This window comes from Mycolicibacterium xanthum (genome assembly GCF_019710635.1).
Taxonomy (GTDB): domain Bacteria; phylum Actinomycetota; class Actinomycetes; order Mycobacteriales; family Mycobacteriaceae; genus Mycobacterium; species Mycobacterium xanthum.
Genome location: NZ_JAIFZS010000011.1, coordinates 1 through 14,483, shown reverse-complemented (window position 1 = coordinate 14,483; position 14,483 = coordinate 1). Strand labels below are relative to the sequence as shown.

Genomic DNA, 14,483 nt, shown 5'->3' with positions numbered 1-14,483 from the left:
CTATGCGGCGGGCGAGTCGGGGTTACCGAGGCCGGCGAACCCGCAGCGGTTCTTGATGTCGATCAGCGGCTGACGGATGCCGGTCATCTCGGCAGCGATCTGCGGGTTGCGGTCCATGTAGCCGATGACGTCGGACTTGATCTCGTCCCGCGGCTTGCCGTGCAGGCCGGTGAAGAACGCGTTCACGTCCGGGTGGGTGAACAGGTAGGCCGACGAGGCGGCCGAGACGCCGGCGGCCACACCGGCGAAGTCGGCAGCGGTGCAGTTCGGCGGGAGGGGCTGCGCGGATGCCATCGGCGCGACGCCGAACAGCGCCGCACCGGCCAACGCGCTCGCACCCAGCGCACCCGCGACCACGCGACGCGCTGTAGGGGCCGTGAACAACATGGAGGCTCCTTCGTAGAGGTAGGCAAGACCGGACCCGAAGCGGTCACCGGTCACGACCATCCTAGAAAGCTAAACAGAATGGCTGCCCACTTTCTTGCCCAACGGTTAACCGTTCATGAGAAGTCGGGCACGGGGAGGGTCAGGAAGGCGGCGGGGAGAGCGAGGCCAGCGGCTGCTGCGGCCCGGCCTGCTGTCGGGAGATCGTGGTCAGCGCCTGGTTGGTCTGCGGGTGCGCGTCGAGGCAGGCGCCGGCGTCGACGGACCGCCCAGGATGAGCGCACCGACCCCGGATGCTGCGATCACAGCTAATGCGATGGCAAACCGCGAACGCCGGGCGGCCGGGATGGATGTTGACAGTGGGCGCATCACGAACCGCTAACAGCCCGCCCAACCAATTGACGCATCCGCAAGCTCGCTGCGATCATCAGCAAAGAAATCCCCGACGACGATGCGGTCGAGGACATACTGTCATCGGAGGTGGCCGGCTGACCAATCCAGCGGATGAACGCGCAGGCCGTTAGAGCCGGATAAGGCCCGGATGAGGCAGTTCCACAGGCGTCTCGGAGGGCCGTCGACCCGTAGCTTGCTGCTGTACGCTCTCGCTACGAAACCCCGGCAGAAAGTGGGGAGTCCCCATCCAGCAGTTCATGATGCGCGTGAGCACCACCCTGCGCAGATATCGCTGGGCGGTGTTCGCGGCGTGGCTCCTGCTCCTGGTGCCCTCGGTCTTTCTGGCCCTCAACCAGTCCGGCAACCTGACCGGTGGCGGGTTCGAGGTCGAGGGCTCGCAGTCGTTGTACGTCCAGCGTGAGCTGGAGGCGCAGTTCCCCGATCAGGGCGCTTCCCCGCTCGCGCTGGTGGCCGCACCACGACCGGACGCCTCGTTCGACGACATGAACCAGGCCGTGTCGTTCCTCGAACGGGTGACCGCCGAGGTGCCCAGCGTGTCGGTGGCGCCCAACCCCACGCAGCCACCCCCGCAGCCGGACCGGCCCTACGTCGTCACCCTGCAGTTGGACTTCGAGAACACCGGCGCCGTCGACGTGGCCAAGCAGTTGCGGCACAAGATCGGTATCGACGGCGACGAGCCCGGAGAGACCGCCGACGGCAAGGTCCGGCTCTACGTGATCGGGCAGGGCGCGTTGGGGGCGGCCGCCACGCTGGCCACCAAACACGACATCGCTCAGGCCGAGAAATGGAATCTGCCGATCGTGCTGATCGTGCTGTTGGCGGTGTTCGGTTCGCTGGCCGCCGCGGCGATGCCGCTGCTGCTGGGCATCTGCACCGTGGTGGTCACGATGGGCGTGGTCTATCTGCTGTCGATGTACATGACGATGTCGGTGTTCGTGACGTCGACGGTGTCGATGTTCGGCATCGCCGTGGCCATCGACTACTCGCTGTTCATCCTGATGCGGTTCCGCGAGGAACTGCGCGCCGGACGTGAGCCCGAGGACGCCGTCGACGCCGCGATGGCGACCTCCGGACTGGCGGTGGTGCTGTCCGGCCTGACCGTCATCGCGTCGGTCACCGGCATCTACCTGATCAACACCCCGGTGCTGCAGTCGATGGCCACCGGCGCGATCCTGGCCGTCGCGGTGGCCGTTCTGACGTCGACGACGCTCACCCCGGCGGTGCTGGCCACCTTCGGCCGCCGCGCCGCCAGACGATCGTCATACCTGCACTGGGGCCGCGGCGTGGAGGCCACCCAGTCGAAGTTCTGGACCCGCTGGACCGGATGGGTGATGCGCCGTCCGTGGTTGTCGGCGCTGGCGGCGGCCGCGCTGCTGCTGACCCTGGCGGTGCCGGCGTTCTCGATGGTGCTCGGCAACAGCATGCAGCGTCAGTTCGAGCCGACCCACGAGATCCGGGGCGGGGTGAACGCCGCCGCCGAGGCGCTCGGGCCCGGCGCGCTCGGCCCGGTGCGGGTGCTGGTCACCTTCCCCGACGGCAACCCCGCCTCGGCCCCGGTCAAGGAGCCCGTGCTCGACGCCATCCGGCAGAAGATGACCCAGGCACCCAACACGGTGTCGGTGACACCGCCGGTGTTCGGCAACGACTATCGCAGCGCGCTGCTGTCGGCGGTGCTCTCGGTGGACCCCGAGGATCTGCCCGCCCGCGAGACCGTGGACTGGATGCGCGCCGAGCTGCCCGCGGTGGCCGGCGGCAACGCCCGTATCGACGTCGGCGGCCCGACCGCGTTGATCAAGGACTTCGACGACCGGGTGTCCACCACCCAGCCGCTGGTGTTCGGCTTCGTCGCGCTGATCGCGTTCGTCATGCTGCTGATCTCGATCCGGTCGGTGTTCCTGGCACTCAAGGGCGTGCTGATGACCGTGCTGTCGGTGGCGGCCGCCTACGGCAGCCTGGTGGTGGTGTTCCAGTGGGGCTGGCTCGAGGATCTGGGCTTCAAGCAGATCTCGTCGCTGGACAGCACCATCCCGCCGCTGGTGCTGGCGATGACCTTCGGCTTGTCGATGGACTACGAGATCTTTCTGCTGACCCGGATCCGGGAGCGGTTCCTGCAGACCGGAAACACCCGCGACGCGGTCGGCTACGGCGTGTCGACGAGCGCGCGCACCATCACCAGCGCGGCGCTGATCATGATCGCGGTGTTCATCGGGTTCGCCTTCGCCGGCATGCCGCTGGTGGCCCAGCTCGGGGTGGCATGCGCGGTGGCGATTGCGGTGGACGCCACCGTGGTGCGACTGGTGCTGGTGCCCGCACTGATGGCGATGTTCGACCAGTGGAACTGGTGGCTGCCGCGCTGGCTGGACCGCGTCCTACCGTCGGTCGACTTCGAGAAGCCGCTGCCCAAGGCCGACATCGGGGATCTGGTGATCATCCCCGACGACATCTCCGCACTCGCACCGACCGGCGCCGACCTGCGCACCGTGGTGAGATCCGCGGCTAAGCTCAAAACTCTTGCCCCACAGGCGATCACGGTGGCAGACCCGCTGGCGTTCAGCGGCTGCCAGCCATGCGCCAAGTTGCTGAGCAGTGGCCGGGAGGCCCGCGCCCACGGTGTGGTCGGCAACCGTGCGCACGGCAAGACCGTCGCGGTGAAGCTGCCCAAGCATCCGGTGACCCTGTGGCGCGGCAGGCTCGACGTCGCGCTGGACGCACTGGCGGTGCAGAACGCGTCGCCGGGCGGCATCCGGCGCAGCAGCCCGATGGAGACCACCAATGTCCTGCTACCCACCGGGGACCGGTTGCAGATCCCGACGGGCGCCGAGACGCTGCGCCTGAAGGGCTTTCTGATCCTGGCGCGCAACAGCACGCACGACTACACCGAGTTCGCCGAGTTGGCGGATTTGATGGACGCCGATGACTCACACACCGCCGCGGAAGTGCTCGCGGGCATGGACCGGTACTACTCTGGTCAATCGGCACGCACTCACTGGGTCGCCACCCAACTGGTGCGCCGCCTGGCCGATCCGCAGCCGTCCGACGGACCCGACATCGCAGCGTCGGGGGCCGGTGCGGAGACGGAGTGGGCCGGGGTGAGGCAGCGGTGCCTGTCGGTGGCGGTGGCGATGCTGGAGGAGGCGAGGTGACGGTGAGCTCCGACGTGCGGGGCACCAACCGTGATGGGACTGCCGGCCCTTCCGACGCTTTCAAGGCGGCGGAGGCGCTGGACCGCAACGCCGCCCCGGCCGCGCCGATCCCCGCCGACGGCCGTCCCGTGGAGTTCTGGCCGACCGCCGCGATCCGCGCCGCGCTGGAAAGCGACGACCTCGGCGTGTGGCAGCGCATCGTGGCGGCGATGAAGCGCGACCCCTACGGCAGAACCGCGCGGCAGGTCGAGGAGGTCCTCGAGACCGCCCGTCCGTACGGGGTGTCGCGCGCCATGTCGGAGGTGCTGGTCCGCACCCGGGAACACCTCGAGGCCAACGAGTGCGCCGAGGTCGCCAAACACGTGCACCTGCTGCTCGAACGCTCCGGCCTCGGTGAGCAGGAGTTCGCGTCGCGCATCGGGGTGCCCGCCGACGACTTCGCCGCCTATCTACGCGGCGCCACCAGCCCGTCGGCGTCGCTGATGATCCGGATGCGCCGGCTGTCGGACCGCTTCGCGAAGATGCGCGCCCAGCGCGCCGCCCAAGGCGACTGACCCGCGGAACAGCGTTCCGGATCGCGATCGGACCCCGGCCGCAGCCCTGGCTTCTCGCTCGCGATGTGCGGCTATCGGGAGTGGATCGGCGACACGTCCTCGACCAGCCAGCCGCCGTCGGTCTTGGCCAGCAGCACCCGCAGCGCGAGCACCGCGGTGTCCGGTTGACGGCCCGGCGAGGTCTGGGTGCCGCGCAGGATGACCGCGACGCTGGCGTCCTGCGGGCCGATCGCCTCGACGCCGGCCGAGACGGTGCTCGCCTGCGCGGAGACGTTGCGGCCGGCCAGGTCCTTTGCCACACCGGCGAACTCGTCCTCGAAGCGCCCGGCGCTGTCCGGGCTCATCATGGCCGTGGCCCGGTCGATCGACGCCGTCGGATTCTGCGGGGTGAACGTGGCCGACGCCTCGGCGACGCTGCTGGCGATGCCGGTCACCTCGGCGCTGTCGTCGCGCAGTTGCCGGTCGGGCAGCGTCCACTGCAGGTAGCCGACCACCGCAGCGGCCACCAGCGCACCGGCCGCGGTGCCGACCACCGCCAGCCGCAGCCCCGGGCCGTCGTCGTCGGTGCCGACGGTGACGGCGTCGCGGCGGGCCAGCACGAAGTCGACGACGATTCCCTCGACGACCAGCACGCACAGCACCGAGCACACCGACACCCACCACAGCGGCCAGGCCAGCGCCACCCCGATGTAGAGCAGCGCGACGACGACCGCGATCGGTGCCAGCACGTCGAATGCGGCGACGCGCAACCGGTTCCTCATCGGATCGGCTCCAACCGCGAGATCAGCAGCCTGCCGTCGACGTCGGAGACGTCCAGGCGCAGCGTCCAGCGCACCGTACGGGGCTGCTCGGTCCCGGCGTTCTCACTGACCGAGGTCGCGACCACCAGCACGGTGTCGGTGCGCGACGTCAACCGCGACAGCTCCTCCGGGGGCGCCGCCGGCGGGGCACCCGGCAGGTCGTGGTGAAGCGTCTCGAGCGCCACCGAGTCGACCTGGCCGGTGGTACGCGACTTCAGCGTCTGCACGAGCTTGCGGTAGGGCCCGACCACGGCCTCGAAGTCGGCGTTGAGCGCGCCGACGGTGCCTTCGTGCAGCGCGGCCAGGTCGGCGTCGACGGTGTCGGCGGTCATGTTGATCAGCACCCCGGTCCAGTCCGCAGCGGCCTGCAACACCCGGGTTCGGTAGGCCAGCTCGTCGGTGTCGGAACGGTGCTGGACCGAGATCACCGCGGCCGCGGCCACCGCGACCACGGCGATCAGCCCGAGCACCGCCGAGACCACACCATAGCCAGTGAAGACGCCCCTGAACACGCCGCCACGTGGCGTTTCGCGCGCGTCGTCGGGCATGCGCGTGAGGGTACCCGGGGGTTTCTGGAAGGATGTCGGGGTGACGGTAGAAACCACATCGAACGTGTCGAACCTCGTCTCCGGAATCGATCTGCGCTACGTCGACGACACCGCCCGCCCCCAGGACGACCTGTTCGGTCACGTCAACGGCCGCTGGCTGACCGAGTACCGGATTCCCGCCGACCGGGCCACCGACGGCGCCTTCCGCACCCTGCACGACCGGGCCGAGGCGCAGATCCGCGAGCTGATCACCGAGGCCGCGGCCTCGGGCGGCGGGTCCGGCAGCGACGAACAGCGCATCGGCGATCTCTACGCCAGCTTCATGGACGAACAGCGCATCCGCGACCGCGGCCTGACCCCGCTGATCGACGAGCTGGCCGCGATCGACGCCGCCGACGGGCCCGACGCGCTGGCCGAGGTGCTGGGCGAGCTGCAGCGCACCGGCGTCGGCGGCGGTGTCGGCCCGTACGTCGACACCGACTCCAAGGACTCCAGCCGCTACCTGCTGCACCTGAGCCAGTCCGGCATCGGCCTGCCCGACGAGTCGTACTTCCGCGACGACAAACACGCCGAGATCCTGGCCGCCTACCCCCGGCACATCGCGGCGATGTTCGGGCTGGCCTGCGGCGGCACCGCCGACGAGCACGCCGCCACCGCCGCCTCGATCGTGGCGCTGGAGACCAGGATCGCCGCCGCCCACTGGGACGTGGTCAGCCGCCGCGACGCCGAGAAGAGCTACAACCTGCGCACGTTCGCCGAGGTGACCGAGCAGGCCCCCGGCTTCGCCTGGGCCGGCTGGCTGACCGCCCTGGGCAGCACTCCGGAACGGGCCGCCGAGCTGGTGGTGCGCCAGCCCGACTACCTGACCGCGTTCGCCGGGCTGTGGACCGGTGAAGACCTCGAGGACTGGAAGAACTGGCTGCGCTGGCGGGTCATCCATGCGAGGGCCGCGCTGCTGACCGACGAGCTGGTCGACGAGGACTTCGCGTTCTACGGGCGTCTGCTGTCGGGCACCGAGGAGATCCGCGCCCGCTGGAAGCGGGGCGTGTCGGTGGTCGAGAACCTGATGGGTGACGCGCTGGGCCGGCTCTACGTCGCCCGCCATTTCCCGCCGCACGCCAAGGCGCGCATGGACGAGCTGGTGGCCAACCTGCGTGAGGCCTACCGGGTCAGCATCGGCACCCTGGACTGGATGACGCCGCAGACCCGGGAGAAGGCCCTGGTCAAGCTCGACAAATTCACCCCGAAGATCGGCTATCCGAACAAATGGCGGGACTACTCGTCGCTGGTGATCGACCGCGCCGACCTGTACGGCAACTACCGGCGCGGCTACGCGCTGGAGTACGACCGCGACCTGGCCAAGCTGGGTGGTCCGGTGGACCGCGACGAATGGTTCATGACGCCGCAGACGGTCAACGCGTACTACAACCCGGGTATGAACGAGATCGTCTTCCCGGCGGCCATTCTGCAGCCCCCGTTCTTCGACGCCGACGCCGACGACGCCGCGAACTACGGCGGCATCGGCGCGGTGATCGGTCACGAGATCGGGCACGGGTTCGACGATCAGGGCGCCAAGTACGACGGTGACGGCAACCTCGTCGACTGGTGGACCGACGACGACCGCGCCGAGTTCGGGGTGCGCACCAAGGCGTTGATCGAGCAGTACGAACAGTTCGTGCCGCGGGAGTTGGCCGACGGCGACCATGTCGATGCCGACGGCCACCATGTCAATGGGGCGTTCACCGTCGGCGAGAACATCGGCGACCTGGGTGGGCTGTCCATCGCGCTGCTGGCCTACCGGCTGTCGCTTGGCGGTGCCGCCGGTCCGGTCATCGACGGATTGACGGGTGAGCAACGGGTCTTCTACGGGTGGGCGCAGGTGTGGCGTACCAAATCCCGTGAGGCCGAGGCGATCCGGCGACTCGCGGTGGATCCGCACTCCCCGCCGGAGTTCCGGTGCAACGGCGTGATCCGCAACATGGACGCGTTCTACGAGGCGTTCGACGTCAGCGAATCCGATGAGCTGTATCTCGATCCGCACCAGCGGGTACGGATCTGGAACTGACCAGCGCCAGGTAGGGCCACAACGCCGCCAGCAGGGCGCCCAGCAGCACCAGCGGTGCGGCCAGCGGCAGCCAGGGCAGCGCGACGGGCAACGCCACGACGGTCGCCGCCGTCACCGCGAACCCGACGGCGAAAAGCGCTGTCGGCACCGTGGTTCTGCCCGCGCCGTGGTGCAGCGCCAGGTAGCCGGCCGCGCACAGCCCGGCAACCGCGGTGAACATCGGAGCGGGGTCGGCCAGCGCGATCGTCGCGACCGCCAGCAGCACCGCGGCGACCGCCGCCGACCGCAGCCACCAGCCGATGGGCACCGCGATCAGCGCGCACGCCGCCACCGCCAGCGCGGGGCCGTCTGCGCCGCGGGCCGCGGCGGCGACCATCCCGACACCGAACAGGGTGGGCAGCAGCATCTTCGCGGGCCCGCTCACCGGCGTGCCCCGCGTCGCCGATCGGGCGCCGGGGCCAGCGCCTGGTCCAGCGTGGCCGTCGCCGGCCAGCCGACGATGTCCACGCCGACGGTGGCCATGTCGCGGTACATGAACGAACGCTGCAGCGACCACATCCGTTCGACGAGCGCGTCGTGCTCGCCGTCGACCGGGCAGCCTTCCAGCACGTCGACCGCGACAACCGGATGACCGCGCTTGCGCAGATCGATCAGCGCCAGCGCGAACTCGGTGTCGAGCATGGTGGAGAACCCGATGATGATCGCCCCGACCGGTACCGCCGGTCGCGGAGCCAGCGTGCCCGCAGCGGTCTCGAAGGCGCCCACCCCGCCGAGCACGGTGTCCAGGATCCGGTAGAACTGCCGTTGCCCGATGTCGGCGCCCAGCCAGCGGGTGGCGCCGCCGCCGAGCGTGACCAGGCCGGCCCGGTCTCCGTAGCGCAACGCGCTCTGCACCACCTGCACCGCGCCGCGGGCGGTTCGCTCGGTGGCGACGCTGGCCGGGCCGGGTGGCTGCGGGTGGGTGTCGACCAGGACGACGACGTCTGCGGCCCGGTCGGTGAGCCGCTCGGTGACGTGCAGGGCGCCGCGGCGGGCGCTGACCGGCCAGTTGACGGCACGCAGTTGGTCGCCCGGTATGTAGGGGCGGATGTCGGCGTACTCGACCCCGGGGCCGATGTGCCGGGTCAGGTGGGTGCCGAGGCGGTCGAGGAGTTCGGTGCGTGGGATCGGTGTGGGGTGCGGAGCGGCGACGGGGAACACGCACACCTCGGCGGCGTCGACCGTGCCGGTGCCCACCAGCAGCCCGCCGCGGCCTGCGACGCCGACCGTGGCCCGGACCGGGTAGCGGCCCCACCGGTCGGCGCCGACGGTGACGGTTCCGTGCTCGCCGGCGATGAGCTCCATGCCGGGCACCGCCGCGCACCGCACGGTGACCACACTGCCGTCGTCGGCGCGGGCGTCGACCCCGACGGTGACCTGTTCGGACTCGAAGCAGCGCTGCACTGCCGGCCACCCGTGGACCGTCACCGCCGGCACCGGCCGCTGCCGGCCCAGCGAGCACAACACACCGAGCAGCGGCGCGGCGAACACCACCAGCTCCCAGCGTCCGGCCGCCACGGCCGCGACGACGGCCGCCGCGGCACAGGTCGCGGCGGCCGTCGTCAACCATGAAGCGCGCCAGCTGATTTCGGTGACGGCCCCGCCGCCCGGAGGCTCGGGGCTCACCGGGATCCCCGCGGAACCGGGGTGCGGCGCAGCAGATCCTCGACGACATCGGCGCCCTGCACGCGCCGCACCCACATCTCGGGCCGCAGGCTGACCCGGTGCGCCAGCGCGGGAACCGCCAGCGCCTTGACGTCCTCCGGGATCACGTAGTCGCGGCCCCGCAGCAGGGCCCGCGCACGGGCCAACTGCACCAGGTCCAGTTCGGCTCGCGGGCTGGCCCCGACGGCGACCTGCGGATGATGCCGGCTCGCCGCGGCCAGCGACACCACGTACTGCAGCATGTCGTCGTGCACGGTGACCGCTTCGACGGACTCCTGCATGTTCAGCACGTCGTGGGCGTCGACGATGCGGTCGACGGTCGGCCGGGCCGAGCCCCGGTCGAGGCGGCGGCGCAGCATCGCGGTCTCCTCGTCCTGCGACAGGTACTTCAGCTCGAGCCTGATCGCGAACCGGTCCAGCTGCGCCTCCGGCAGCGGGTAGGTGCCCTCGTACTCGATCGGGTTGTCGGTGGCCAACACCAGGAACGGCTCCGGCAGCCGGTACGTCACCCCGTCGATGCTGACCTGTCCCTCGGCCATCGCCTCCAGCAGCGCCGCCTGGGTCTTGGGCGGGGTCCGGTTGATCTCGTCGCCGAGCAGCAGGTTGGTGAACACCGGGCCGCGGCGGAACTCGAATCGCCCCGTCTGCATGTCGTAGATCGTCGAACCGAGCAGATCGGTGGGCAGCAGGTCGGGGGTGAACTGCACGCGGGTGAACTCCAGCCCGAGCGCGGCGGCGAACGACTTGGCGATCAGGGTCTTGCCGAGCCCCGGCAGGTCCTCCACGAGCACGTGGCCCCGCGCCAGCACGGTGGTCAGGATCAGCTCGAGCGCGGCGCGCTTGCCGACCACGACGCGGCCGATCTCGTCGAGCACCGCCGTGCAGTTCGACGTCGTCACCGCTGGTTGCAGGATCACAGCTGGTCCAGCCGTTGCAGAATGTCGTGCAGGGTGTCGCGGCCGGGCCCGGGCTCGCGGGTCCCGGAGCGCGAGATGTTGTCCGGGTCCACCCACCGCCACAGCTTCTCGCCGAACAGCATCCGGCCGGTGGCCGCGAACGCGTGGGGATCCTTGGCCCTGCGCTGTCCGGCGGCGAGCTCGAACTGGCGGGCCAGCATCGGCCGGAGCCGCCGGTCCCAGTCCGCGCGTGAGGATTCCGACCAGGAGATCGTCGTTTCGGTCCGCGACAACCAGCGGCGCAACGACGTCGCACCGTCGTCGGCGGCGCTTTCGTGGACGATGGGCAGGTGCGTAAGACTGCGCAGCACCGCCAGCAGCACGCCCGCCAGCGCCACCCCCGAGACCACCATCACGACGTCCCGGTCGAGCCACGCGACGGCGAACAGCTGCACCAGCACGACCAGCGCGATGCCGACGGCGATCGTCTTCGTCACGGTACGCACTGCAGATCCTGTTGGACCAGCCGCAGCGCGCGGACCGCGTCGGCTCGATGTCCCTCGTCCATCACGTGCGGGCTGAATCGGGCCTCCTCGAACAGGTCGACCAGAACCTGCGCGCTGTCGGCGTGCAGGGTCTGGCTCCGCACGGCCCGGGCCAGCACCTCCGACGGCGTGTCGGAGGCCTGCGGGATGCTCTCGGGCGTCTTCTCCAGTTCGCGCTCCATCGCCACGTAGCACGCGATGATCGCCTCCCGCGGATCGCGGCTGGGGTCGCCGATCTCGGCCAGGCCCCGCTCGGTGGCCCTGGCCAGGTCGGGTTCGGCGGGCTCGGCGGCTGCGGTGTCGGGCGGTGCCTCGCCGGGCGCCGTCCGGCGTCTGGTCGCGGTGGCGATCACCGACAAGACGATCAGCAGGGCGGTGGCGCCGGCCAGGTAACCGAACACATCCCCACCTTCGGCCGGTCCGTCTGCCGCCTCCGGCGGCCCGACCCCGCCGGCGTCCGTCGGCGTGTCCGGGGGCGCGTCGGGTGGGGCCAGCCCGTCCGGGCCGAACTGCGGCATCCACCGCGCGAGGAAGGCCAGCAGTGTGAGCCAGGCGAACAGGGCGGTCGCGGCGATCAGCAGCATCCGCCACGGCACCCCGCCGGTATCCCACCCGCCTCGGCGGCGCCGTTCCGGCACGCCCGGGGCGGGCATCCGGCTGCGGGACTGGGTGAGGATCGCGATCGCGATGACGGACATCGACACCGCCAGCATCGCGATGACGGCAACCAGGCTGCCCGCCCCGCCACTGGGCCGGGGCTCCGCGGGCTCGGCGGCGGGCTGTGCTCCCGGCAGATATCCGCGCAGCGCGACGACGGCGACCAGCATCAGCACGGTCACCGCAACCGTGCGACCAACCACCTTGTCATCACCGGGCATCCCACCCACCCTCGGCGTGCGCGCCGACGCCCGGAACGGCCATCGGCCTTTTCACATCGTGGCACGGCGCACACCCCGGCGGCCGGGGCTTCGCTCAGAACATCTGCCAGTCCGACGCGCCGTCGGGCTGGTCGTACCACCCGCCGGCGTTGTTCTTGACCACCACCGCGTCACCGCTGCCGAAGTTGTCATAGAACCACTGGGCGTCCTCGGGGCTCAGGTTGATGCAGCCGTGGCTGACGTTGCTGGAGCCCTGCGAACCGACCGACCAGGGAGCGCTGTGCACGAACGCGCCGCTGTTGTCGATGCGCACGGCGTCCTGAACCTTGAGCTTGTAGCCCTGCGGCGAATCCACCGGCACCCCGTAGGTCGACGAATCCATCACGATGTCGGCGAACTTCTCCAGCACGTAGTACGTGCCGTTCTTGGTTTCGTATCCGGCCTTGCCCATCGAGACCGGGAAGGTCTTGACCAGCTCGCCGTCACGCATGATCTCCATCTGCTTGGTGTCGTTGTCGATGGTGGCGACCAGCTGCTCGGGGACGGTGAAACTCGACTTGGTGCCACCGGCGTCGATGTTGACGACCGTGCCCGCGGGCCAGAAGTCCTGGGGTCGCCAGCGCACCTGGGTGTCGGTGGTCCAGTAGAACCGGCCCGGCACCGGTGGCACCGACGAGATGTGGATCGCGTCCTCGGCCAGCTGCCGGTTGGCGATGGGCCGCTGGAAGTTGATGTAGATCGGCTTCGCGGCGCCCACGATGGATCCGTTGACCGGATTGAACGACGGCGGCAGGAACACCGGCTCGCCGACGTAGGGTGTCGGGTTCTGGCCGGCGGGGGTGCCTGCGGGGATGGTGGACGGCTGCGCGGCGGCCAGCGGATCGGCGGCCGGCGGCGCGAACGGGTTCGGGATGACGAACGGGTTCGGCGGCGGCACCGGATCGACCGGGGCGGGCGCCGGCGGCACACCCGGCTGGGCCAGTGCCGACGGCGCGGTCAGCGTCAGGCCCGTGATGACGGCCGCCGCCGTCAGCAGGGCGACCAACCAGCTTCGATTACGTTGCCGCATGGATCTACCTCCCGTTGAGCAGCCAGTACCCAGTGTGGCACAGCGTTCGAGCGCGATTTCCCGACCAGCGTGCCCGGCCGATCCGGCCGAGGGCACTGAACTGCACGTTTATCGCCATCCGGGCCGGTGCCGTTACTGCTGCGCGAAGCACCCGGAATGCGGTGCGCGGCTCGCGGCGTTGTCTGTTCGCATGACGACGATCCCCGACGGATACGCATCGCTGCTGGAACGCCCGCTCTACGGCCACCTGGCCACCGCCCGGCCGAATGGTGATCCGCAGGTCAATCCGATGTGGTTCGACTGGGACGGCGAGGTGCTGCGCTTCACCCATACCACCAAGCGGCAGAAGTTCCGCAACATCTCGGCCAACCCGCATGTGGCCATGTCGGTCAGCGACCCGGACAACCCGTACCGCTACCTGGAGGTGCGCGGCGTGGTCGACAAGATCGTGCCGGATCCGAACGGTGAGTTCTTCGTGCAGCTCAACAACCGTTACGGCGGGCCGATGACCGAACCGCCCGCCGACAAAGCCGACCGGGTGGTCGTGGTCGTACGCCCCACCGGGTTCAGCAAGCAGTGAGCAGCGGGCCCGGTCCGGGCACCAAGCGATGAGCAGAGGGCCCGGTCCGGGCACACTGGGCGCATGATCGTCGCGTTCAGCATCAGCCCCTCCGGCGCGGACGAGACCGGCGGCGTCGGCGCCGCGGTCGCCGAGGCGGTGCGGGTCGTGCGCGCATCCGGCCTGCCCAACGAGACCAACGCGATGTTCACCAACATCGAGGGCGAGTGGGACGAGGTGATGGCCGTGGTCAAACAGGCCGTGGATGCGGTAGCGGCCGCTTCGCCGCGGGTCAGCCTGGTCTTGAAGGCCGACATCCGGCCCGGGTACACCGGTCAGCTCACCGCCAAGGTGGCCCGCATCGAGGACGCGTTGGGGCACTAAGGGGCACTCAGGGGCACCGGGGCACTCAGGGGCTCCGGGGCACTCAGGGGCACTCGGGCCCGAGTTATCCCCAATTGCGGTTTCATCCACAGATCGGCCTGGGTTCGAGCCTCGGAGGCTCCTGTTCGTACAGGTGTTCGATAGCGTGGGGTCATGGGTCAGTTCGTCACTGCAGAGGCCGCGCGCCAGCGACTCGGCGCGTTGCTGGATGCGGTCGACGCCGCCCAGGCCGAGCTGCGGGCCGTGCCCTCGGATGCGGTCGGTCACGGGTTTCGCCTCGAGATGGCCGAACGCCTGGAGCGCCAGCAGCGGGTCAACCGCGCCCTGATGTATCGGGTGGTCGATGAGCTGGCCGACCCGCCCGACGAGACCGGCCCGGTCCCGGATCTGGTGCCGCGCCTGGCGGCCCGGCTGCGGGTGCCGACCCGCGAGGTCAAACGCCGCATCAAGACCGCCGCCCGGATCACCCCGCGCCGCCAACTGGCCGGCCCGCCGCTGCCGGCCGAGTTGGCGGTGGTGGCGCAGGCCGTGCACAACGGA

Annotated in this window: 15 protein-coding genes; 6 read left to right on the top strand and 9 right to left on the bottom strand. The window is 70.3% G+C overall.

Annotated elements, in window-relative coordinates; translation table 11 throughout:
• The gene (locus JDV09_RS06255) at positions 1-387 is read right to left on the bottom strand and encodes a heme-binding protein (RefSeq protein ID WP_221368486.1); all 387 of its coding nucleotides are present in this window, start codon (positions 385-387) and stop codon (positions 1-3) included.
• A 647-nt stretch (positions 388-1,034) separates the two neighbouring features.
• On the opposite strand from JDV09_RS06255, the gene JDV09_RS06250 reads away from it, so the two are divergent.
• Positions 1,035-3,941, top strand: coding sequence for an MMPL family transporter (locus tag JDV09_RS06250; RefSeq protein ID WP_221368259.1), 2,907 nt, complete (start codon positions 1,035-1,037; stop codon positions 3,939-3,941).
• A gap of 77 nt (positions 3,942-4,018) precedes the next feature.
• Positions 4,019-4,495: an XRE family transcriptional regulator gene (locus tag JDV09_RS06245; RefSeq protein ID WP_255604950.1), complete on the top strand. Its 477-nt coding sequence runs from the start codon at positions 4,019-4,021 to the stop codon at positions 4,493-4,495.
• Positions 4,496-4,566: 71 nt separating this feature from the next.
• Here JDV09_RS06245 and JDV09_RS06240 read toward each other — a convergent pair whose 3' ends face one another.
• Both JDV09_RS06240 and JDV09_RS06235 read right to left on the bottom strand, forming a co-directional pair.
• Positions 4,567-5,256, bottom strand: coding sequence for a hypothetical protein (locus JDV09_RS06240; protein ID WP_221368257.1), 690 nt, complete (start codon positions 5,254-5,256; stop codon positions 4,567-4,569).
• Complete coding sequence (locus JDV09_RS06235; RefSeq protein ID WP_221368256.1) at positions 5,253-5,843, bottom strand: hypothetical protein; 591 nt, start codon at positions 5,841-5,843, stop codon at positions 5,253-5,255. Before JDV09_RS06235 ends, JDV09_RS06240 begins: the two co-directional genes overlap by 4 nt.
• A 40-nt stretch (positions 5,844-5,883) precedes the next feature.
• Here JDV09_RS06235 and JDV09_RS06230 point away from each other — a divergent pair, with 40 nt between their 5' ends.
• Positions 5,884-7,908, top strand: a complete 2,025-nt coding sequence (locus JDV09_RS06230; protein ID WP_308124029.1) for a M13 family metallopeptidase — start codon at positions 5,884-5,886, stop codon at positions 7,906-7,908.
• On the opposite strand, the gene JDV09_RS06225 is transcribed toward JDV09_RS06230, so the two are convergent.
• The 6 genes from JDV09_RS06225 to JDV09_RS06200 form a co-directional block, all read right to left on the bottom strand.
• Positions 7,850-8,332, bottom strand: coding sequence for a hypothetical protein (locus tag JDV09_RS06225; protein ID WP_308124028.1), 483 nt, complete (start codon positions 8,330-8,332; stop codon positions 7,850-7,852). The two genes, JDV09_RS06230 and JDV09_RS06225, sit on opposite strands and share 59 nt — an antisense overlap.
• Positions 8,329-9,573 carry a DUF58 domain-containing protein gene (locus tag JDV09_RS06220; RefSeq protein WP_221368254.1) on the bottom strand — a complete coding sequence of 415 codons (1,245 nt, stop codon included), beginning with the start codon at positions 9,571-9,573 and terminating at the stop codon, positions 8,329-8,331. The genes JDV09_RS06225 and JDV09_RS06220 overlap by 4 nt, the downstream gene beginning before the upstream one ends.
• The gene (locus JDV09_RS06215; RefSeq protein ID WP_308124050.1) at positions 9,570-10,526 is read right to left on the bottom strand and encodes an AAA family ATPase; all 957 of its coding nucleotides are present in this window, start codon (positions 10,524-10,526) and stop codon (positions 9,570-9,572) included. The genes JDV09_RS06220 and JDV09_RS06215 overlap by 4 nt, the downstream gene beginning before the upstream one ends.
• On the bottom strand, positions 10,526-11,005 hold the full coding sequence (locus JDV09_RS06210) for a hypothetical protein (protein WP_221368252.1): 480 nt from the start codon (positions 11,003-11,005) through the stop codon (positions 10,526-10,528). Before JDV09_RS06210 ends, JDV09_RS06215 begins: the two co-directional genes overlap by 1 nt.
• Complete coding sequence (locus tag JDV09_RS06205) at positions 11,002-11,931, bottom strand: DUF4129 domain-containing protein (RefSeq protein ID WP_221368251.1); 930 nt, start codon at positions 11,929-11,931, stop codon at positions 11,002-11,004. The genes JDV09_RS06210 and JDV09_RS06205 overlap by 4 nt, the downstream gene beginning before the upstream one ends.
• 94 nt (positions 11,932-12,025) lie before the next feature.
• Positions 12,026-13,000 (bottom strand): L,D-transpeptidase, encoded by a 975-nt coding sequence (locus JDV09_RS06200; RefSeq protein ID WP_221368250.1) that lies wholly within the window; start codon positions 12,998-13,000, stop codon positions 12,026-12,028.
• A 190-nt stretch (positions 13,001-13,190) separates the two neighbouring features.
• Between JDV09_RS06200 and JDV09_RS06195 the strand changes: the two genes are divergently transcribed.
• The 3 genes from JDV09_RS06195 to JDV09_RS06185 form a co-directional block, all read left to right on the top strand.
• Positions 13,191-13,580, top strand: a complete 390-nt coding sequence (locus JDV09_RS06195) for a PPOX class F420-dependent oxidoreductase (RefSeq protein WP_221368249.1) — start codon at positions 13,191-13,193, stop codon at positions 13,578-13,580.
• A 63-nt stretch (positions 13,581-13,643) separates the two neighbouring features.
• Positions 13,644-13,943, top strand: a complete 300-nt coding sequence (locus tag JDV09_RS06190) for a thiamine-binding protein (RefSeq protein WP_221368248.1) — start codon at positions 13,644-13,646, stop codon at positions 13,941-13,943.
• A 153-nt stretch (positions 13,944-14,096) separates the two neighbouring features.
• Positions 14,097-14,483 (top strand): DUF222 domain-containing protein (locus JDV09_RS06185; RefSeq protein ID WP_221368247.1); only part of this gene is annotated, 387 nt, incomplete at its 3' end.